Here is a 19069-nt window from a genome sequence, read left to right as displayed (position 1 = left end):
TCCGGCGGCGCGGAGGGGGAATCCCATGGACGACCACCTGACCACGGACTTCAACGAGGCCTGCTTCCTCGTGGACCTGTCCAACGTGGTGCGCGACCGGCGGCTCGGGGAACCCGGTGCCCGCTCCCTGCGACGGCTGCGTCTGCTCGTCGAGGCCGCGAAGGCGCTGGCCCGCGACCCGGAGGTCAAGCTCTACCTGGTGGCCGACAGGAGCCTGCGGCACGGCGGGCGGCGGGAGTTCAGCGACCTGGGGGACGTCCGGCAGCTCGGAAGCTGGGTCCGGCGCGGACTGGTCGAGGAGCTGCCCGACGCGGACGACCGGTTGCTGGAGCTCTGCGAGCTGACGGGCATCCCCGTCATCACCGGCGACCGCTTCCGCGGCGCCCGCGGCGAACGCCCCTGGCTGCAGGGCAACACGGACGACTTCCTGGAGCCGCTCCCCGGCCCGGGGGGCACCGTACGCCTCGCTCCCGTCGACATGGGCGTCGCGCACGCCTCCGCCATCTCCATGAAGCTGGAGGAGGACGCCCTCAAGAAGCAGGGCCTGCTGGACACGCACCGCCGGCCCCGCTTCGACGTGGTGTCCCGCAACTGGCGCTGTGAGGAACGGCGCTGCACGCTGTACGACACCACCAGGGGCTCAGCGGCACTGCTCCCCCGGATGCGCCGGTCGGCCCCTACCTGTGAGATGCACGGCGGCGTCCTCGTCGACGACGGTCCGCGCACGGCGACGGTCCAGCTGAAGCTGTTGCTGGACGGGGAGCTGAAGGCGAGGTTCACGCTGGAGAACGGCACCACGGTGCCGGTCGGCCGGGCCCCGGGGCGGGGTGGCATCGCGCTCCACGGCCTGGTCCCTCCCGAGCGGACCACCGGTCTGAGCCGCGTCCATCTGACCCTGCGGATCAGCGACGGGCTCGTCCACGTCCTGGACCGGAGCAGTTACGGCACCACCCGGCTGCGCTCAGCGGCGGGCCGCGGCGGCCCCGGACGCTGGCGCGGGCTGGGCACGGCGGAGGAGCGCTTCGGCGGCGGTGACGAACTCCTGCTGGTGGAAGGTGTGGTGCTGGCCCGCAGCGGGCGCCGCTTCCCGACCGAACTGGCGCAGGAGTGGCAGCGCCGCAAGCCGCTTCCCCCCGGAGCCGCCGAAGTGACCAGGATGCACTGACCACCGTGACGGCTCCGGTTCCGCCGTCGCGCGGGCGCCGATGCCGTGCGGCCGGCCCCCGGGGCGTCACAGGAGCGCGTACTGTCCTGTGCGGATCGGTCCAGGGGCGGGGAGTGGTGCGGTCATGCGGGTGCGACTGGTCGGGAGCGGGAGCCTTCCGGCGTACGCCGACGGGATCCGGCGGGTCTACTCCGACGTGTTCTCGGCGCCGCCGTGGAACGAGGACCCCTCGGCGGGCGGGGAGTACACCGAGCGGCTCGCCGCCGACGCCGGACGCCCCGGGTTCACCGCCGCACTGGGCCTCGACGGGGACACCGTGAGCGGCTTCGCGACCGCCTGGACCACACCCCGCGTCTTCCCCTCCGGCCGCAGCTACGGGCATGTCGCCGAGGCACTGGGGCCCGACCGGGTCGAGGCATGGCTGTGCGGGGCCGTGGAGGTCGACGAGCTGGCGGTCACCCCGGCCGCACGCGGCACCGGGCTGGGCGCGGCGCTGCTGTCGGCGGTCACCGGGGCGGCCCCGGACGGACGGTGCTGGCTGCTGACGTCAGGGGGCGCGGAGGCGACGCTGCGCTTCTACCGGCGCGCGGGCTGGCACAGGGTCCCGGCGCCCGTGCCCGGCAGGGCGGGGCTCGTCGTCCTCCTCGGACCGGACCATCCGGCGGTCACCGGCCCCGTCCCCGGTTTCTGAGACGGGAACTCCGGTGCGGCCCCGCGAGGCGTCGCCTCCGCGCCCGCGTGGTGGAGCGATGCGCGGCCACGGCGCGATTCGCATGAATCGATTCAAAAGCGGTGAAGATAGTGGGCCGCCCCGAAGCCTGTCAAGGGCGCCCACCCATTCCCCCCATTCAGATCGCACATCACTCTCCTCCCCGGAACTTCTCGCCATCGACCCATTGACTGTGCCCGCAATCCCCGTTTAGCTTCCGAGCAACCTCATTGAAACCTTTCACGGCATCTGGAGCGGAACACTCCCTCCGCTGAGGAGCTCCCATGAACCAGTCCGCCCCGGACCCGGCCCCGGTCCTGGCACTGAAGGGCGTGAGCAAGTCCTTCGGTGCCGTAAGAGCCCTTCAGGACGTGTCCCTGCGGTTGTTCCCCGGCGAGGCCCACGCACTCGCGGGTGAGAACGGCGCCGGCAAGTCGACCCTGATCAAGGCCCTCGCCGGAGTGCACCGCCCGGACAGTGGCGAGGTGCTCCTCGACGGCGGACCCGTCGTCTTCCACGGCCCGGCCGACGCCCGGGACGCCGGAATCGCCGTCATCTACCAGGAGCCGACGCTCTTCCCCGACCTGTCCATCGCCGAGAACATCTTCATGGGCCGTCAGCCCCGGCGGTCCCTGGGCCGGATCGATCGCAAGGCCGTGCACGAGGCCACCGCCGCGCTGATGCGCAGGCTCGGCGTCGACCTGGCACCGGACCGGCCCGCCCGCGGGCTGTCGATCGCCGACCAGCAGATCGTCGAGATCGCGAAGGCGCTCTCCTTCGACGCCCGGGTCCTGATCATGGACGAGCCGACGGCCGCCCTGACCGGCAGCGAGACCGCCAGGCTCTTCTCCGTCGTCCGCACGCTGCGGGCCGAGGGGGCGGCGGTGCTGTTCATCTCGCACCGCCTGGACGAGATCTTCGAGCTCTGCCAGCGCGTCACGACCCTGCGCGACGGCAGGTGGATCTCCTCCGAGCCGCTCGACGGACTCACCGAGGACGACCTCGTGCGCAGAATGGTCGGCCGCGACCTCGACGACCTCTACCCCAAACAGGACGCGAAGGTCGGTGAAGTCGCCCTGTCGGTGCACCGGCTGACCCGCGAGGGCGTCTTCCGGGACGTGTCCTTCGACGTCCGCCGCGGCGAGATCGTCGCCCTCGCCGGACTCGTCGGAGCCGGTCGCACGGAGGTCGCCCAGGCCGTCTTCGGCGTCGACCGCGCCGACGCGGGCGAGGTGAGGGTGGCGGGCACGGTCCTGCGCCCCGGTTCGCCGACCGCCGCGATGGACGCCGGGCTCGCGCTCGTACCCGAGGACCGGCGCCAGCGCGGGCTGGTCATGGATATGTCGATCGAGCGCAACATCGGCCTCACCGGACTGGGCGAGGTGCGCAAGCGCGGGCTCGTCAGCCGGGCCCTGGAGCACGACCGGGCCGCCGACTGGGCGGTGCGCCTCCAGCTCAAGTACAGCCGGCTGACCGACACCGCGGGCGTGCTGTCCGGCGGCAACCAGCAGAAGGTCGTCCTGGCCAAGTGGCTGGCGACCGGCCCCGCCGTGCTGATCGTCGACGAGCCGACCCGCGGGATCGACGTCGGCACCAAGGCGGAGGTCCACCGGCTGCTCTCCTCGCTCGCGGCGGACGGCCTCGCGGTGCTGATGATCTCCTCCGACCTCCCCGAGGTCATCGGCATGGCCGACCGGGTGCTCGTGATGCACGAGGGCCGGCTGGTCGCCGAGATCCCGCGCGGGAGCGCCACCGAGGAGTCGGTCATGGCCGCGGCCACCGGACGCAACGAGAGGGCAACGGCATGACCGCCACCGTCGAGAGCCCCCCGGACACCGCGAAGGCGCCGGAGCGCAGTGCCTCCTCGCTCGTGGACGCGGTCTTCCGGGCTCGCGAGATCTCCATCGCCGGGGCGCTGGCCCTGCTGATCCTCGGCACCTACCTGGCCAACCCGCGCTTCCTGTCCGACCAGGGCGTCAAGGACCTGCTGCTCAACGCGTCGATCCTGGTACTGCTCGCGGTCGGCCAGTCCGCCGTCGTCATCACGCGCAACATCGACCTGTCCGTCGGCTCCGTCGTCGGCCTGTCCGCCTTCGCCTGCGGCAAGTTCGTCGCCGGGAGCGACCACGGCGTGCTGACCGTGATGCTGCTCGGCACCGCCATCGGGATCGTCTGCGGGCTCGTCTCGGGTGCCCTCGTCAGCTTCGGCAGGGTCCCGGCGCTCGTCGTGACTCTGGGCATGCTCTACATCATCCAGGGCGTCGACTACTGGTGGGCGCAGGGTGAGCAGATCAGCGCCTCCGACGTGCCGGACGCGGTCCTGGGCCTCGGCAGCGGCAGCCTGCTCGGCATCCCGTACCTGCCGCTCATCGCCGTGGTCCTGCTCGCGGCGACGGCGTACTTCCTGCGCGCCTACCGCTCGGGGCGCGAGCTCTACGCCATCGGTTCGAGCCCCGAGGCGGCCCGGCTCGCCGGCATCCCGATCCGCCGCCGGGTGCTCGCCGCCTACGCCTTCTCCGGGGCGGTCGCGGGTTTCGCCGGAGCCCTGTGGCTGGCCCGCTTCGGCACGGTCGTCGCGGACAACGCGCACGGCTGGGAGCTGACCGTCGTCAGCGCCGTGGTCGTGGGCGGGGTCGCGATCACCGGCGGAACCGGCACCGTCTGGGGCGCCGCTCTCGGTGCCCTGCTGCTCACCACCATCGGCAGTGTGCTGGTCGTGCTGAAGGTGGACTCCTTCTGGCAGGGCGCCATCACGGGTGCGCTCCTGCTGCTGGCCATCAGTGTCGACCGGATCGTGAACCTGCGGATGACCGCCGCCCTGAGGAAGAGGAACGCCCGTCATGACCACGGCGCCTGACACGAAGACGGCTCCCGGACCGCGGGCCGTGCCGAAAGCCTCCCTCGTCCGCGGTCTGGCGCTGCGCTGGGACACCGCGGTCGGTGTCCTGCTGGTGGCGGTCCTCGTCGTCGGGCTGGGCAGCACGGAGGGGTTCGGTTCGGCCGAGAACCTCGCGTTCGCCTTCAACGACATCGCCGAGGTCGCCCTCATCGCCCTGCCGATGACCCTTCTGGTCGTCGCCGGACAGGTCGACCTGTCGGTGGCCTCCATGCTGGGCCTGGGCAGCGCGCTGACCGGCGCGCTGTGGGAGGCCGGCTGGGCCTTCGAGACGATCGTGCCGGTGGTGCTGCTGGTGGGTGTCGCGGGAGGCCTCCTCAACGGCTGGCTGGTCACCAGGGTCGGCCTGCCGTCCCTGGCCGTCACCATCGGCACCCTGGCGCTCTACCGGGGTCTGGCCTCGGTGGCCCTGGGGAGCGACGCGGTGACGGACTTCCCGCAGGTGTACTCGGACTGGGCCGTCGACACGACGACCGTCCCCGGCACCTTCCTCACCTATCCGGTGCTGCTCTTCGTCGCCCTGGCCGCGGTCACCGCGGTGGTCCTGCACGCCACCGGGCTCGGCCGCTCGCTCTTCGCGATCGGCGCCCAGGAGGAAGCCGCGTACTTCGCGGGCATCCGGGTCAAGCGGATCAAGCTGCTGCTCTTCGTCGTGACCGGGTTGTTCTCCGCGTTCGCGGGCGTCGTCTTCACCCTCCGGTACGGAAGTGCCCGCGCGGACAACGGACTCGGTTTCGAGATGCTCGTCATCGCGTCCGTCCTGCTCGGCGGCATCGACTTCGACGGCGGGAAGGGCACGCTGTTCGGCGCGGTCGCCGGTGTCCTGCTGATCGGTGTGCTGAAGAACCTGCTCACGCTCAACGACATCGCCAACGAGGTGCAGGTCATCGTGACCGGACTGCTGCTCGTGGCGTCCGTCCTGACCCCGCGGGTCATCGCCACGGTCGTCGAACGACGGCACCGGCGGGCCGCGAACACCCCCGCCCCCCAGCAGTAGTCCCTCTCCTACTCCTCCCTTCTCCGAAAGGCACACGCCGCCATGATGCTCCGCAATGCCGCTGGGCGCCGCGCCGTCGCGACCGCGGCCACCGCCGTCTCCCTCGCCCTCGCCCTCACCGCCTGTTCGGGCACCACGAAGGACAGCACGGAGAGCGGTGGCGCGAAGGCCGGCAGTTCCGCGAAGGCCGACCCGGACGCCCCGCTGAAGAAGGGCCTGAAGCTCGGCTTCCTGCCCAAGCAGATCAACAACCCGTACGAGAAGATCGTCGACGAGGCGGGCATCGCGGCGGCGAAGGAGTACGGCGGCACGGGCAAGGAGGTCGGCCCGTCCGACGCCAACGCGTCCTCCCAGGTCTCCTACATCAACACCCTGATCCAGCAGCGCCAGGACGCCATCCTCATCGCGGCGAACGACCCCAACGCGGTGTGCGGTCCTCTCAAGCAGGCCATGAAGAAGGACATCAAGGTCGTCGCGTACGACTCCGACACGGCGAAGGACTGCCGCCAGCTCTTCATCAACCAGGCGAGCTCCGAGGAGATCGGCCGCAGTCTGGTGCAGCACCTCGGCGAGCAGGTCGGCTACAAGGGCAAGGTCGCGATCCTGTCGGCCACCCAGAACGCGACGAACCAGAACACCTGGATCGAGTACATGAAGGAGGAGCTGAAGCTCCCGAAGTACAAGGACATGCAACTGGTCAAGGTCGCGTACGGCGACGACGCGGACCAGAAGTCCTTCCAGCAGACGCAGGGCCTCATGCAGGCCTACCCCGACCTCAAGGGCATCATCTCCCCCACGACGGTCGGCATCGCCGCGGCGGCCCGCTATCTGAGCGACTCCTCGTACAAGGGCAAGGTCGTGCTCAACGGCCTGGGCACGCCGAACCAGATGCGCAAGTACGTCAAGGACGGCACCGTCGAGCAGTTCTCGCTCTGGAACCCGGAGGAGCTCGGCTACCTCGGCTCGTACGCGGCCGCCGCTCTGGCGTCGGGGCAGATCACCGGCGCGGAGGGCGAGAAGTTCAAGGCGGGCAAGCTCGGCGAGTACACGATCGGCAAGGACGGCGAGGTCATCCTGGGTGAGCCGACCGTCTTCGACTCCAAGAACATCGACACGTTCGACTTCTGACCGGGGGAGCCTGTCCCATGCAGCGCGTCTGCTTTCTGCTGAAGGTCCGCGAGGACCGCAAGGACGAATACCGCGAGCGCCACGCCGCGGTGTGGCCGGAGATGCTCGCCGCACTGTCGGAGGCGGGCTGGCACAACTACTCGCTGTTCCTCCGCGAGGACGGCCTGCTGGTCGGCTATCTGGAGACGGAGGACTTCGACGCCGCCCGGGAGGCGATGGCGGCGACGGACGTCAACGCCCGGTGGCAGCGGGAGATGGGTGAGTTCTTCGAGCAGTCGGAGGCCGCCGACGAGGCCATGGTCCCGCTGAGCGAGGTGTTCCACCTGGCCTGAGCGGTGCGTGTGCGGTCGTGGCGGGAACGGAACGGGCCCGGCGGCGGACGATCCGCTGCCGGGCCCGTCGGCCGTGTCAGCCGATCTCGCCCTCGCCGCCGTCGGCCGGCGGTTCGTCGCTTCCGCCGTTCCTGATCCGGTCGGCCTGCTCGATCGCCGTCGCCAGCTTCGCCACGGAACTGTCCTCGGTGGAGGACGCCAGCTTCCTCGCCCGGGAGGCGAGGGTGCCGAGCGGGGGCGTACCCGGCAGGTCGCCGCCGCGCAGCGTGTCCGCGAAGTACGCGGCCACGGCCGTCACCTGGAGCCGTGCGCCCGCACCGTCCCAGAGCTTCCCGCCGATCGCACCGGTCTCCACCGATCCGGTCTCCTCGTGCGCCTTCCGCGTCCTCGGGTCCAGCCAGCGCACGGTCGCCGTCGCGACGTGGCCGGAGGCGCCCTCGCGGAGCCGGACGGCGTAGAGCGCGGTCACGGTGTGGCCGGGGCCGACCTCGCCGCCGTCGACGCCGTCGTCGCGGAAGTCCTCGTCGGCGACCTTGCGGTCCTCGTAGCCGACGAGCTCGAACTGCTCGACCGTCTCACGGTCGAACTCCACCTGGGCCTTGGCGTCCCGGGCGCGCAGTTCGACGTGGGCGGGCAGCTGGTCGACGAAGACCTTCCTGGCCTGGGCCTCGTCCGCGATGTAGGTGGTGTTGCCATCGCCCTTGTTGGTGAGGCGTTCCATCAGCGCGTCGCCGTAGTCGCTGCCGACCCCGACGCCGAACAGGGTGATGCCGTACTCCTCGCGTGCGTCACCGATCCGGCCGAGGATCGCGTCGGCGTCGGTCTCGCCCGTGTTGGCGAGGGCGTCGGAGAGGAGGACGACCCGGTTGGTGGCGCCCTCGCGGTGGCCCTCGGCCGCCTCGTCGTAGCCGCGTTCGACCCCGGCGGCGACGTTGGTGGAGTCGGCCGGTTCCATCGCCTCGACGGCGTCCCTGATCTTGGTTCGGTTACCCCGGAGGCGGGTCATCGGCAGCCGGGTCTCGGCCTCGCCGCTGAAGGTCACCAGGGAGACCGAGTCGTCGTCACGCAGCTCGTCGGCGAGGATGCCGAGCGAGGTCTTCGCCAGGTCGAGGCGGCCGGGTTCGGCCATCGATCCGGAGATGTCGACGACGAAGGTCAGTGCGGCGGGCGGGCGTTCACCGGTGTCGGAGGCGGCCCTGGTGGACAGGCCGACCCGCACGAGGGACCAGTCGGCGGCCCCCGCGCCGGGCCGGGCACCGTCGACGTTCACGGAGAAGCCGTTGCCCTTCGGCTGCTCGTAGCCCTGGCGGAAGCTGTTGACGAACTCCTCCGGGCGCACCGTGCCCGCCGAGGGCAGCTGCCCGTCGCCGAGGGTACGCCGGGCGTATCCGTAGCTGGCGGTGTCCACGTCGAGCGCGAAGGTCGACAGGTAGTCGGGCGCCGCCTCCTCCCGGGCCGTACCGTCCTCCACCTCGCTCGCCCCGTCCTCCCGCTGCCCGGGTGCCGCGGAGGGGGCACCGGGGGCGGGCTGCCTGCCCCCGGCCGGCCCGCCCTTGCCCGCACTGCGATCGGCTGACGTCGCGGAGCCGTCACCCGACGCGGCGCACCCTGTGATCAGGACACCCCCGAGCAGTAGTGCCAGCGCCCCCTGAAATGTCCTCGCCCTGCGTTCCATCCGTACCCCCCACGTCGTCGGCATCTGTGAATGTGACGTGTGAGGGGGCCGGGCGGAGTCGTCAGAAGCGTTGCGGAACCGTCTCGATGGTGCAACGAGGGGCGCCGGCGCGGCGGGACATCAAGGTCAGGACACGATGTCCTTACGGCTGAACCCCCGGAAGGCGAGGGCGAACAGGATCAGGGCATAGGTCACCGATACGGCCGCGCCCTTCAGCATCCCGCCCCACTCCAGATCGGGCTGGAGTGCGTCGGCCCAGGCGAACTGCCAGTGCGCGGGGAGGAACTCACGCCAGGTGCCGAGCGCGGTGACCGCGTCCAGGACGTTGCCCACGATGGTCAGCCCGACCGCGCCGCCCACCGCGCCGAGCGGCGCGTCCGTCTTCGTCGACAGCCAGAACGCCAGCCCGGCGGTGACGAGCTGGGAGACGAAGACGAAGGCGACGACCAGGGCGAGGCGCGGCACGGTGTCGGACGTGGTGAGCGCGCCGCCGGTGGGCAGCTTCAGCGGCCCCCAGCCGTAGGCGGCGGCTCCCGCGCCCAGGGCGACGAGCGGCAGCAGCACCATCGCGGCGAGACTGAACCCGAGCGCGACGACGAGCTTGCTCCACAGCAGCCTGGCCCGGGGGACGGGCGCCGCGAGCAGGTAGCGCAGCGAGGACCAGCTGGCCTCGGAGGCGACCGTGTCCCCGCAGAACAGCGCGACCGGCACCACGAGCAGGAAGCCGGCGGAGACGAAGAGGCAGGTCGCCGCGAAGTTCGCGGCGGACTCCGTCGCCACGTCCATGAGGTTGATCCGCGAACCGCCTCCGCCGCCGCCCCCTTCACCGCCGCCGGGGGTGCCGCCGACCGCGAAGGCGATGATCAGGACGAACGGCAGCGCTGCCAGCACCCCGAACATCAGCAGGGTGCGCCGCCTGCGCAGCTGCCTCATCGCCTCCACACGCAGCGGCAGGGTGCGGCGGGCCCGGTATCCGGGGGCTTCGGCGAGGGCCTGGATCTCTGTCGAGGAGCTCATGCGGATCCTTGGGAGATGAGGGTGAGGAACGCGTCCTCCAGGCGGCGGTGCGGCCCGACCCCCGTCACCGGTACGTCGAGGCGCACCAGTTCGGAGACCAGCTGGGCGGCGGTGGCGCCGTCGAGACGGACCAGGAGGCCGTGGCCGTCGTCCAGCGGGAGGGCGGAGCCGATGCCCGGGAGCGCGGCCACCTTCTCCACGACCGGCTCGGCGACCTCGTCGGCGGTGGTGACGAGCAGCATGTCGCCGGAGCCGGTGATCTCGGCGACGGGACCGGCCTGGACGAGCTGCCCGCGGTCCATGACCACGAGGTGGGTGCAGGACTGTTCGACCTCGGAGAGGAGGTGGCTGGAGACGATCACGGTCCGGCCCCCGGCCGCGTACCGGATCATCACGTCCCGCATCTCGCGGATCTGGGGCGGGTCCAGCCCGTTGGTCGGTTCGTCGAGGATGAGGAGGTCCGGCATGCCGAGCATGGCCTGCGCGATGGCGAGGCGCTGCCGCATGCCCTGGGAGTAGGTGCGCACCGCGCGGGCCAGGGCGTCGCCGAGACCGGCGATCTCCAGGGCCTCGTCGATGTGGGCGTCCTCGGCGGGCCGCCCGGTGGCCTGCCAGTACAGCTCCAGGTTGGAGCGGCCCGACAGGTGGGGGAGGAAGCCCGCCCCCTCGACGAAGGACCCCACGCGGGAGAGCACGGGCGCCCCGGGGCGGATCGCGTGCCCGAAGACGCGGATCTCACCGGCGTCGGGGGTGATGAGCCCCATCAGCATGCGCAGGGTGGTGGTCTTGCCCGCGCCGTTCGGTCCGAGCAGGCCGAGGACCTGGCCCTTCTCGACCCGGAAGCCGAGGTCGCGGACGGCGTACCGCTCCGTGGACTTCGCGTACTTCTTGGACAGGTCCGTGATCTGCAGCGGCACCTCGGCCAGCGCCGGGTCCGGGGCCGGGGTCGCGGTGCGCCGGCGGGCGGTGAGCAGGAGCGCTGCGGCGACGGCCAGCGCGGCGGCCGGGAGTCCCCAGATCCACCAGGGCAGCGTGGCGGCCGCGGTCTTCACGGCGGGTGCGGTGGGCACGGTCAGCGGCCCGTCGAGGGAGACGGTGTACGTCGCGGGCTCGGCGGGTGACGCGTAGGCGAGGTCGGTCGCGGAGAGGACGAGCCGGAGCCGGTGGCCGGCCTCGACCTCGTGGTCGACGGCGGGCAGGGCCAGCTCGACGGGCTTGCCCTGCTCATCGGGTGTGATCCGGTAGGGGGAGACGAGCTGGGAGGGCAGCACCTGCTGCTTCCCGTCCGGCGACACGTCGTAGACCTTGCCGAACAGCACCGCGTCGCCCTGGTCCGCCTTGACGTTCACCCGGACCGTGGGCGATCCGGTGACGTGGACGTTGCTGTCCAGCGGGGCGGATTCGAAGCGCGCGTACTGCCCGGGGAAGTCGAGGGAGAGGCCGACGCCGAGCGAGGACAGCTGGGAGAGCCCTCCCCCGATGCCGGGAACGGCGGAGATGGAGGGCGGGCCGGCCCCGGCGGGGTTGCGGAAGGTCTGGGTGAGTCCGCCGGGGGCGGCGCTCCGGCCCCCGCCTCCCTGGCCTCCTGCCGCGGGGGCCTCCTGCGAGGCTCCCTGCCCGCGGGGCGTCATGCCCGGCTGCCCCGCACCGGGCTGCTGCCCCGCGCCGGTCAGGGGGATCTTCCGGCCGCCGCTGGTCAGCCCGGGGTACGCGTCGCTGCTCGCGCCGCGCTTCAGTGCGGCGCCGTCGGTGGAGTCGACGCCGCCGGTCCGGGTCACGCGGAAGCCCGGCCCGGTGTCGGCGCCCTTGTCCTCCTTCAGGTACCGGTCGAACCAGTCGCCGACCCGGCCCTCGACGCGGTCCCCCTCGTCGTCGCCGCCGTCGTGGCCTCCGGCGATCCAGTCGACGGAGACGGGGGCGCCGTTGGCCTCGACCGCCTCGGCCATGGCGTCGGACTGGCTCAGCGGGAAGAGCGAGTCGCTCTGTCCCTGGACGATCAGTGCGGGGACGTCGATGCGGTCGGCCACCGCCTCGGGGGAACGTTCCGTCAGGAGTTCGCGCGCGGCCGCGTCCGGCTTGCCGCTGACGGCGACCCGCTCGTACATGTCGCAGAGCTGCTTCGAGAACCTCTCGCAGCCGCCGCCCGAGCTGACGAAGATCCCGGCCCAGAGCTTCTTGAACACCCCGTCCGGGAAGAGCGCGTCGGCGAGGTTCCAGTAGCTGATCACCGGGGCGATGGCGTCGACACGGTCGTCGTGCCCGGCGGCGAGCAGCGAGATGGCGCCGCCGTACGACGCGCCGGTGACGCCGACCCGCGGGTCGCCCTTCGCGTCGAGCTCCACCTCGGGGCGCTCGGCCAGCCAGTCGATGAGTCCGGAGACGTCCTTGACCTCGGCGTCGGGGGCGTTGAGCGTGATCTCGCCGGTGGTCCTCCCGAATCCGCGGGCGGACCAGGTCATGACGGCGTACCCGTCGGCGGCGAGCTTCTCGGCCTGGGCGCGCACGTCGTCCTTGCTGCCGCCGAAGCCGTGCCCGATGAGGACGGCCGGCCGGCGCCCGGACCCCCCGGTGGTGAAGTACGAGGTGTCGACCGACACCCCGTTCATCTTCATCATCCGGTCCTGCCGGTGCACGGTCGGGGCACTGTCGTCTGCGGCGGCGGTCCAGGTACCGGCACCCACGAGCACGGCGAGGGCGGCGACGACCGCGGCCCACCGGCCTGGGGTACGGGGCAGCCGGTGCCGCCACCGGGAAGTCGGTTTCTCCATGACTCGACCCTAAGGGGCTCGCACCCACCCCCCGGATACCGCCAGGGTGAGGTGTCCCGCATCCCTGAGAGGTACGTCGTGACCGCCTCGTACTCCGGACGTGGTACATCCGCCTCGCGAAAGGCCCGTAGATGCGCGTCCGTCCCGCGACCACCACCGGCGAACTCCTCGCCGCCGCACACCTCTACGACGCCCCGCCCCGCCCCGAGTGGGCGGACCGCTTCCTGGCGGCGGGTGGCCATCTGATGCTGATCGCGTACGTGGACGGCGACCCGGTGGGGTTCGTCTCGGGCATCGAGATGCTCCACCCGGACAAGGGCACCGAGATGTGCCTGTACGAGCTGTCCGTCGACGAGCGGCACCGCCGCCGGGGCATCGGACGCGCGCTGACGGAGGCGCTCGTCGCCGAGGCCCGGGAGCGCGGCTGCTACGACGTGTGGGTGGGCGTGGAGCGCGACAACGAGGCCGCACTCGCCACCTACCGCTCGGCGGGAGCGGCGGACGACGGGGTGTTCACCATGCTGACCTGGGAGTTCACCCCGGGCCGCTGACCGGCCGACGTCCGCTGCCCGCTAGCCGAGACCCCCGTTGCTCTGCAGGAGCTGGCCGTTGATCCAGCCGCCTTCCGCCGAGCAGAGGAACGTGACCAGGTTCGCGCAGTCCTGCGGCATCCCGAGGCGGCCCAGGGGTGTGTGGCGGGCCAGGTCCGCCTTCTGGTCCCGCGTCATCCACCCCGTGTCGGTGGGGCCGGGGTTCACGGCGTTGCAGGTCACGCCCAGGTGGGCCAGCTCGTGCGAGGCGGCCAGCGTGATCCGGTCCATCGCCCCCTTGCTCGCCCCGTACGGCAGGTTCCCGGCGGTGTGGTCGCTGGTCAGGCTGACGATCCGCCCGGTGCCGTGCTGTCCTTCGAAGCGCAGCCCGTACTCACGGATCAGGAGCCATGTCGCCCGGGCGTTGACGGCGAAATGGCGGTCGAAGCTCTCCACTGTGGTGTCCAGCAGCCCGGAGTCGACCGACTCGGCGTGGCAGAGCACCAGGGCGGTCACGTCCCCCAGGTCGCGCTCGACGCTCTCGAAGAGCGCGGCGGGCACGGCCGGATCGCTGAGGTCCGCCTCGACGGCGAGCGTTCTCGCCCCCAGCGAGGCCGCGGCGTCCCGGATGCCCTCCGTCGCACCGGGGTCCGTGCCCCACTCCATCCGCGCGTCGTACGGGGTCCAGTAGGTGAAGGCCACGTCCCATCCGGCCCGGGCAAGGTCCAGCACCACGGAAGCCGCGATCCCCGCCGACCGTCCGGCCCCCGTGACCAGGGCCGTCGGGCGGGTCCCGGCGCTCACAGGCCCGCCGCGACGGGCCGGGGCGCGCCCAGGCCGGTGAGCGGCGTCTCCGCCGGGAGCAGCCGGGCCGCGCCGTCCTGGTCCCCGGTCCTGACGAGCCCGTGGATCTCGCGGGCGAGCGGGGTGACATCGGTGACGGAGACGAGCCACTCGTCGGCGTAACGCCGTGCCGCCTCGCCGCTCAGCCCGAGCTGGAGGGAGCGGTACGACAGCGGGTTCAGGTGGAGGTCGCGCTCCGGGTCCCACTGGACACGGGTGGGGCTGCGGCGCAGGCCGCGCTGCCAGGTGGCCCGGTCCGGGTGCACGCCTCTCACGTAGTGGGAGAGTTCGGCGTTCTCCAGAGCCCAGGCGAAGCCGTCGCGGGTGATCTCGACGGCCAGCACGGTCTCCTGGCCTTCCTTCGTGCCCCAGCCGCAGCGGTACATCATCCACAGGAAGCTGGGCTTGATCCAGGTCATCCGGTCGCGCTTCCAGGCGGACGGGAAGCGCCCGTCGCGGGCGGCGGGCAGTCCGATGTCCGGCCGGTAGGCCTGGTAGACGGTGACCGTGGTCGCCGTGTGCCGGGCCCGGACCTCGTGTTGCGGTGCGGTCATGGCACACAGGATGTCCTGGTGCCCGTGCGCCGTGCCAAGGGTTTTCCCGCTGCGGGCGTCCCGCCGGCACCGGTCACGGTGCCGCGCCGGCCGTCCAGGACGGCCGGCGCGGCGGTCGGTCGTGGCTCAGTGGTTGCGGGGGAAGCCGAGGTCCACGCCCGCCGGGGCGTCGGCCGGGTCGGGCCAGCGGGTGGTGACGACCTTGCCGCGGGTGTAGAAGTGCACCCCGTCGTTGCCGTAGATGTGGTGGTCGCCGAAGAGGGAGTCCTTCCAGCCACCGAAGGAGTGGTAGCCGACCGGCACCGGGATGGGGACGTTGACGCCGACCATGCCGGCCTCGATCTCCAACTGGAAGCGGCGGGCCGCGCCGCCGTCACGTGTGAAGATCGCGGTGCCGTTGCCGAACGGCGAGGCGTTCATCAGGGCGACGCCGTCCTCGTACGTCTCGACGCGCAGGACGCAGAGGACGGGGCCGAAGATCTCGTCGCGGTAGGCGTCGGAGCCGGTGGAGACGTTGTCCAGGAGGGACAGGCCGATCCAGTGGCCGTCCTCGAAGCCCTCGACCGTGTGGCCGGTGCCGTCGAGGACGACGTCGGCGCCCTGGGCGGCCGCCCCGGTCACGTAGGAGGCGACCTTGTCGCGGTGGGCGGCGGTGATCAGCGGGCCCATCTCGGAGGTGGGGTCGTTGCCGGGGCCGATCTTGATCTTCTCGGCGCGCTCGCGGATCTTCGCGACCAGTTCGTCCGCGACGGAACTGACCGCGACGACGGCGGAGATGGCCATGCAGCGCTCACCGGCGGAGCCGTACGCGGCGGAGACCGCGGCGTCGGCCGCTGCGTCCAGGTCGGCGTCCGGGAGGACCAGCATGTGGTTCTTCGCGCCGCCGAGCGCCTGGACGCGCTTGCCGTTCGCGGTGGCGGTGGCGTGGATGTGGCGGGCGATGGGGGTGGAGCCGACGAAGGAGACGGCGGCGACGTCGGGGTGGGCGAGGAGTCCGTCCACGGCGACCTTGTCGCCGTGCAGGACGTTCAGCACGCCGTCGGGCAGGCCGGCCTCCGAGGCCAGCTCGGCCAGCAGGTTGGCGGCGGAGGGGTCCTTCTCACTGGGCTTGAGGACGAAGGTGTTGCCGCACGCGACGGCCAGCGGGAACATCCACATCGGCACCATGGCGGGGAAGTTGAACGGGGTGATGCCGGCGACGACGCCGAGCGACTGGCGGATCGAGGAGACGTCGACCCGGCTGGAGACCTCGGTCGACAGCTCGCCCTTGAGCTGTGTGGTGATGCCGCAGGCCAGCTCGACGATCTCCAGGCCGCGGGCGACCTCGCCCAGCGCGTCGGAGTGCACCTTGCCGTGCTCGGCGGTGATCAGCGCCGCGATCTCGTCGCGGTGGGAGTCCAGCAGGGCGCGGTAGCGGAAGAGGACGGCGGTGCGGGCCGAGAGCGAGGAGGTGCCCCACGTCTCGTACGCGGTCCTCGCGGCGGAGACCGCGGCGTCGACCTCCTCGGCGGAGGCCAGCGCGACCTGGGTGGTGACGGCGCCGGTCGCCGGGTCGGTGACCGGACCGAAATTGCCCGACGTGCCCTCGACGGTCTTGCCACCGATCCAGTGGTTGACGGTCTTCATGACGGGGTCTCCTTCACAGGTGGCGGCGTCGGGCTGCGATCTGCCGGTCGTACTCTTTCCTGGCCTCGACCGCTGACGTGCGGGTCGCGGTTTCGGCTACGGGAACATCCCACCACGCCTGCGCCGGAGGGGGCCCCGACACTGTGTCTGCCGTTTCGGTCTCGACGTAGACACAAGTGGGACGGTCCGCGCCCCGGGCGTCGGCGAGGGCCACGCGCAGCTCACCCACCGTCTCCGCCCGCAGCACCCGCATGCCGAGGGAGGCCGCGTTGGCCGCGAGGTCGACGGGCAGCGGGGCGCCGGTGAAGGCCCCGCCCTCGGCGCGGTGGCGGTAGGCGGTGCCGAGGCGTTCGGCGCCGACGGACTCGGAGAGGCCGCCGATGGACGCGTATCCGTGGTTCTGCAGGATCACTAGCTTGACCGGCAGGCCCTCCTGCACGGCGGTGACGATCTCGGTGGGGTTCATGAGGTACGTGCCGTCGCCGACGAGGGCCCAGACGGGCCGGTCCGGTGCGGCGAGCTGGACCCCGAGCGCGGCGGGGATCTCGTATCCCATGCAGGAGTAGCCGTACTCCACGTGGTACTGCCGTGGGGAGCGGGCCCGCCACAGCTTGTGGAGGTCGCCCGGGAGCGAGCCCGCCGCGTTGATCAGGATGTCCTCCTCCGTGACCAGCTCGTCCAGCAGCCCGAGGACCTGCGCCTGGGTGGGGCGGGCGTCCGGGTCGGGGGTGGCCCAGGCGGCGTCCACGCGCCGCTCCCAGCGCTCCTTGGCGTCCGTGTACGCGCTCTCGTAGGCGGGATCGACGTGGTACCCCCCGGTGCGGAGTGCCTCGCCGAGTGCGTCGAGTGCGGTGCGGGCGTCCGCGACGAGCGGGAGGGCGGCCAGCTTGTGGGCGTCGAAGCCGGTGATGTTGAGGTTGAGGAAGCGGACGGCCGGGTCGGCGAAGAGGGTGCCGGAGGCGGTCGTGAAGTCGGTGTAGCGGGTTCCGACACCGATCACCAGGTCCGCCTCGCGGGCGAGCGCGTCCGCCGTGGCGGTGCCGGTGTGGCCGATGCCGCCGACGTCGGCGGGGTGGTCGTGGCGCAGCGATCCCTTGCCTGCCTGGGTGGAGGCGACGGGGATGCGGGTGGCGGCGGCGAAGGCCGCGAGGGTCTCCTCGGCCGCACTGTGGTGGACACCGCCGCCGGCGACGATCAGCGGGCGGCGTGCGCTGCGCACCGCGCGGACCGCCTGGTCGAGTTCGTACGGGTCGGGGGCCGGCCTGCGTACGTTCCAGACGCGGGTCGCGAAGAACTCCGCCGGCCAGTCGTACGCCTCGGCCTGCACGTCCTGGGGCAGGGCGAGGGTGACGGCGCCCGTGTCCGCCGGGTCGGTGAGGGTGCGCATGGCCTGGAGTGCGGCCGGGATCAGCGCCTCGGGCCGGGTGATCCGGTCGAAGTAGCGGGAGACGGGGCGCAGGCAGTCGTTCACCGACACGTCGCCCGCGTGGGGCACTTCGAGCTGCTGGAGCACGGGATCGGCGGGGCGGGTCGCGAAGGTGTCGCCGGGGAGGAGCAGCACGGGCAGGTGGTTGACGGTGGCGAGGGCGGCACCCGTGACGAGATTGGTGGCACCGGGGCCGATGGAGGTGGTGACGGCATGGGCGGAGAGCCGGCCCGACTGGCGGGCGTAGCCCACGGCGGCGTGCACCATGGCCTGTTCGCTGCGGCCCTGGAGGTAGGGCATGGCGGGGCCGGCCTGGACGAGTGCCTGCCCGACGCCGGCGACGTTGCCGTGTCCGAAGATGCCCCAGGTGGCGTCGATCAGGCGTCGGCGCCGGCCGTCGCGTTCGGTGTACTGGCGGGCGAGGAAGGCGATCAGCGCCTGGGCGGTGGTGAGCCTGCGGGTCTTCCCCGCGGGGCCGGGCGTGGCGCGGGGTGTGGTCACCGGGCGCCCTCCGGACCGTGGAGCGGGAGGCGTGGGTCGACGGGTTCGCCCGGCCAGGTGTCGCGGATCCAGCGGTGGTCGGGGTGGTCGCGGATCAGCCACTCGCGCTGCTCGCCGGGGCCGGCCATCACGTTCAGGTAGTAGAGGATGCGGCCGGGCGGGGCGATGGACGGGCCGTGCCAGCCGTCGGGGATGAGGACCGCGTCACCGGTGGCGACTTCGGCGAGGACGTCCGTGCCGCCGGGTCGGGACGGTGACACCCGGTGGTAGCCGGGGCCGTCGCCCTCGACCTCGAAGTAGTAGATCTCCTCGAGGACGGACTCGGTGCCGGGGTGGTGCTCGTCGTGCTTGTGCGGCGGGTACGAGGACCAGTTGCCGCCGGGGGTGAGGACCTCGACGGCGATGAGCCGGTCGCAGTCGAACGTGTCGGCGGCGGCGAAGTTGTTCACCTGGCGCGAGCAGGTTCCGGCGCCGCGGAGCTCGACCGGTACCTCCGGCGCGGGGCCGTAGCGAGCGGGGAGTCGTCGCTCGCACTTCGCTCCTGCCAGGGCGAAGCGGCCTCCTGCGCCGGAGGCGATCTGGGCGCGTGCGTCGCGTGGGACATAGGCGAAATCGGTCACTGCGCCGAACACGTGTTTCCTGCCCAGCAGTTCAAAGATCTCACCTGCCACCTGCACCGTACAGCCACCGGACAACGGCAGAATGATCCATTCGCTCTCCCCGGTTACCAGGGTATGAACACCACCTGGTTCGAGCTCCAGCACGCGCAGACTCGACCGCTCCCACCCGGCCCGTTCCGGGTCGATGTCGAGGGCGTAGGGGCCACGTGACGCGTGGCCGGCCCGGAGGTGGTGCCTCGGCTGCTCGTCGGTCGTCGTCATGGCTCCATCCCTACCCGCCGT

16 protein-coding genes are annotated in these 19069 nt (G+C 72.0%); 8 read left to right on the top strand and 8 right to left on the bottom strand.

Going from position 1 to position 19069, the window contains the following annotated elements:
* The first annotated feature begins 25 nt into the window (after window positions 1-25).
* The 7 genes from ACIRJR_RS10725 to ACIRJR_RS10695 all read left to right on the top strand — a co-directional run bounded on the left by ACIRJR_RS10725 (window position 26) and on the right by ACIRJR_RS10695 (window position 7227).
* Window positions 26-1165, top strand: a complete 1140-nt coding sequence (locus tag ACIRJR_RS10725) for an FHA domain-containing protein (RefSeq protein ID WP_403777067.1) — start codon at window positions 26-28, stop codon at window positions 1163-1165.
* A 124-nt stretch (window positions 1166-1289) separates the two neighbouring features.
* Window positions 1290-1856 carry a GNAT family N-acetyltransferase gene (locus ACIRJR_RS10720; protein ID WP_403777064.1) on the top strand — a complete coding sequence of 189 codons (567 nt, stop codon included), beginning with the start codon at window positions 1290-1292 and terminating at the stop codon, window positions 1854-1856.
* A gap of 302 nt (window positions 1857-2158) precedes the next feature.
* Window positions 2159-3682: a sugar ABC transporter ATP-binding protein gene (locus tag ACIRJR_RS10715; RefSeq protein ID WP_403777061.1), complete on the top strand. Its 1524-nt coding sequence runs from the start codon at window positions 2159-2161 to the stop codon at window positions 3680-3682.
* Window positions 3679-4731, top strand: a complete 1053-nt coding sequence (locus ACIRJR_RS10710) for an ABC transporter permease (protein WP_403777058.1) — start codon at window positions 3679-3681, stop codon at window positions 4729-4731. Before ACIRJR_RS10715 ends, ACIRJR_RS10710 begins: the two co-directional genes overlap by 4 nt.
* Window positions 4715-5767, top strand: coding sequence for an ABC transporter permease (locus ACIRJR_RS10705; RefSeq protein ID WP_403777055.1), 1053 nt, complete (start codon window positions 4715-4717; stop codon window positions 5765-5767). Before ACIRJR_RS10710 ends, ACIRJR_RS10705 begins: the two co-directional genes overlap by 17 nt.
* A gap of 42 nt (window positions 5768-5809) precedes the next feature.
* Entirely contained in the window at window positions 5810-6895 is a 1086-nt protein-coding gene (rhaS, locus tag ACIRJR_RS10700; protein WP_403777053.1) for a rhamnose ABC transporter substrate-binding protein, read from the top strand.
* A gap of 17 nt (window positions 6896-6912) precedes the next feature.
* Window positions 6913-7227 (top strand): L-rhamnose mutarotase, encoded by a 315-nt coding sequence (locus ACIRJR_RS10695; protein ID WP_403777051.1) that lies wholly within the window; start codon window positions 6913-6915, stop codon window positions 7225-7227.
* 76 nt (window positions 7228-7303) lie between these two features.
* On the opposite strand, the gene ACIRJR_RS10690 is transcribed toward ACIRJR_RS10695, so the two are convergent.
* The 3 genes from ACIRJR_RS10690 to ACIRJR_RS10680 form a co-directional block, all read right to left on the bottom strand.
* Complete coding sequence (locus ACIRJR_RS10690) at window positions 7304-8902, bottom strand: von Willebrand factor type A domain-containing protein (RefSeq protein WP_403778678.1); 1599 nt, start codon at window positions 8900-8902, stop codon at window positions 7304-7306.
* Between the two features lie 126 nt (window positions 8903-9028).
* The gene (locus tag ACIRJR_RS10685; protein ID WP_403777048.1) at window positions 9029-9919 is read right to left on the bottom strand and encodes an ABC transporter permease; all 891 of its coding nucleotides are present in this window, start codon (window positions 9917-9919) and stop codon (window positions 9029-9031) included.
* Window positions 9916-12687 (bottom strand): alpha/beta fold hydrolase, encoded by a 2772-nt coding sequence (locus ACIRJR_RS10680; RefSeq protein ID WP_403777045.1) that lies wholly within the window; start codon window positions 12685-12687, stop codon window positions 9916-9918. The genes ACIRJR_RS10685 and ACIRJR_RS10680 overlap by 4 nt, the downstream gene beginning before the upstream one ends.
* Before the next feature lie 131 nt (window positions 12688-12818).
* On the opposite strand from ACIRJR_RS10680, the gene ACIRJR_RS10675 reads away from it, so the two are divergent.
* Window positions 12819-13238 carry a GNAT family N-acetyltransferase gene (locus ACIRJR_RS10675; RefSeq protein ID WP_403777042.1) on the top strand — a complete coding sequence of 140 codons (420 nt, stop codon included), beginning with the start codon at window positions 12819-12821 and terminating at the stop codon, window positions 13236-13238.
* A 21-nt stretch (window positions 13239-13259) separates the two neighbouring features.
* On the opposite strand, the gene ACIRJR_RS10670 is transcribed toward ACIRJR_RS10675, so the two are convergent.
* The 5 genes from ACIRJR_RS10670 to iolB form a co-directional block, all read right to left on the bottom strand.
* The gene (locus tag ACIRJR_RS10670) at window positions 13260-14021 is read right to left on the bottom strand and encodes an SDR family oxidoreductase (RefSeq protein ID WP_403777039.1); all 762 of its coding nucleotides are present in this window, start codon (window positions 14019-14021) and stop codon (window positions 13260-13262) included.
* The gene (locus ACIRJR_RS10665; protein ID WP_403777036.1) at window positions 14018-14614 is read right to left on the bottom strand and encodes a DUF4291 domain-containing protein; all 597 of its coding nucleotides are present in this window, start codon (window positions 14612-14614) and stop codon (window positions 14018-14020) included. Before ACIRJR_RS10665 ends, ACIRJR_RS10670 begins: the two co-directional genes overlap by 4 nt.
* A gap of 126 nt (window positions 14615-14740) precedes the next feature.
* Window positions 14741-16240, bottom strand: a complete 1500-nt coding sequence (locus tag ACIRJR_RS10660) for a CoA-acylating methylmalonate-semialdehyde dehydrogenase (RefSeq protein WP_403777033.1) — start codon at window positions 16238-16240, stop codon at window positions 14741-14743.
* Between the two features lie 13 nt (window positions 16241-16253).
* Window positions 16254-18167 (bottom strand): 3D-(3,5/4)-trihydroxycyclohexane-1,2-dione acylhydrolase (decyclizing), encoded by a 1914-nt coding sequence (iolD, locus tag ACIRJR_RS10655; protein ID WP_403777030.1) that lies wholly within the window; start codon window positions 18165-18167, stop codon window positions 16254-16256.
* Window positions 18164-19048, bottom strand: a complete 885-nt coding sequence (gene iolB, locus ACIRJR_RS10650) for a 5-deoxy-glucuronate isomerase (protein WP_403777027.1) — start codon at window positions 19046-19048, stop codon at window positions 18164-18166. Before iolB ends, iolD begins: the two co-directional genes overlap by 4 nt.
* Window positions 19049-19069 lie beyond the last annotated feature (21 nt).

Origin of the sequence: Streptomyces sp. NPDC102402, from assembly GCF_044765765.1 — a bacterium.
In the GTDB taxonomy this organism is placed as follows: Bacteria; Actinomycetota; Actinomycetes; order Streptomycetales; family Streptomycetaceae; genus Streptomyces.
Note: the sequence above shows the minus strand (reverse complement) of the source record. Positions and strands in the feature narration are given on the sequence as shown.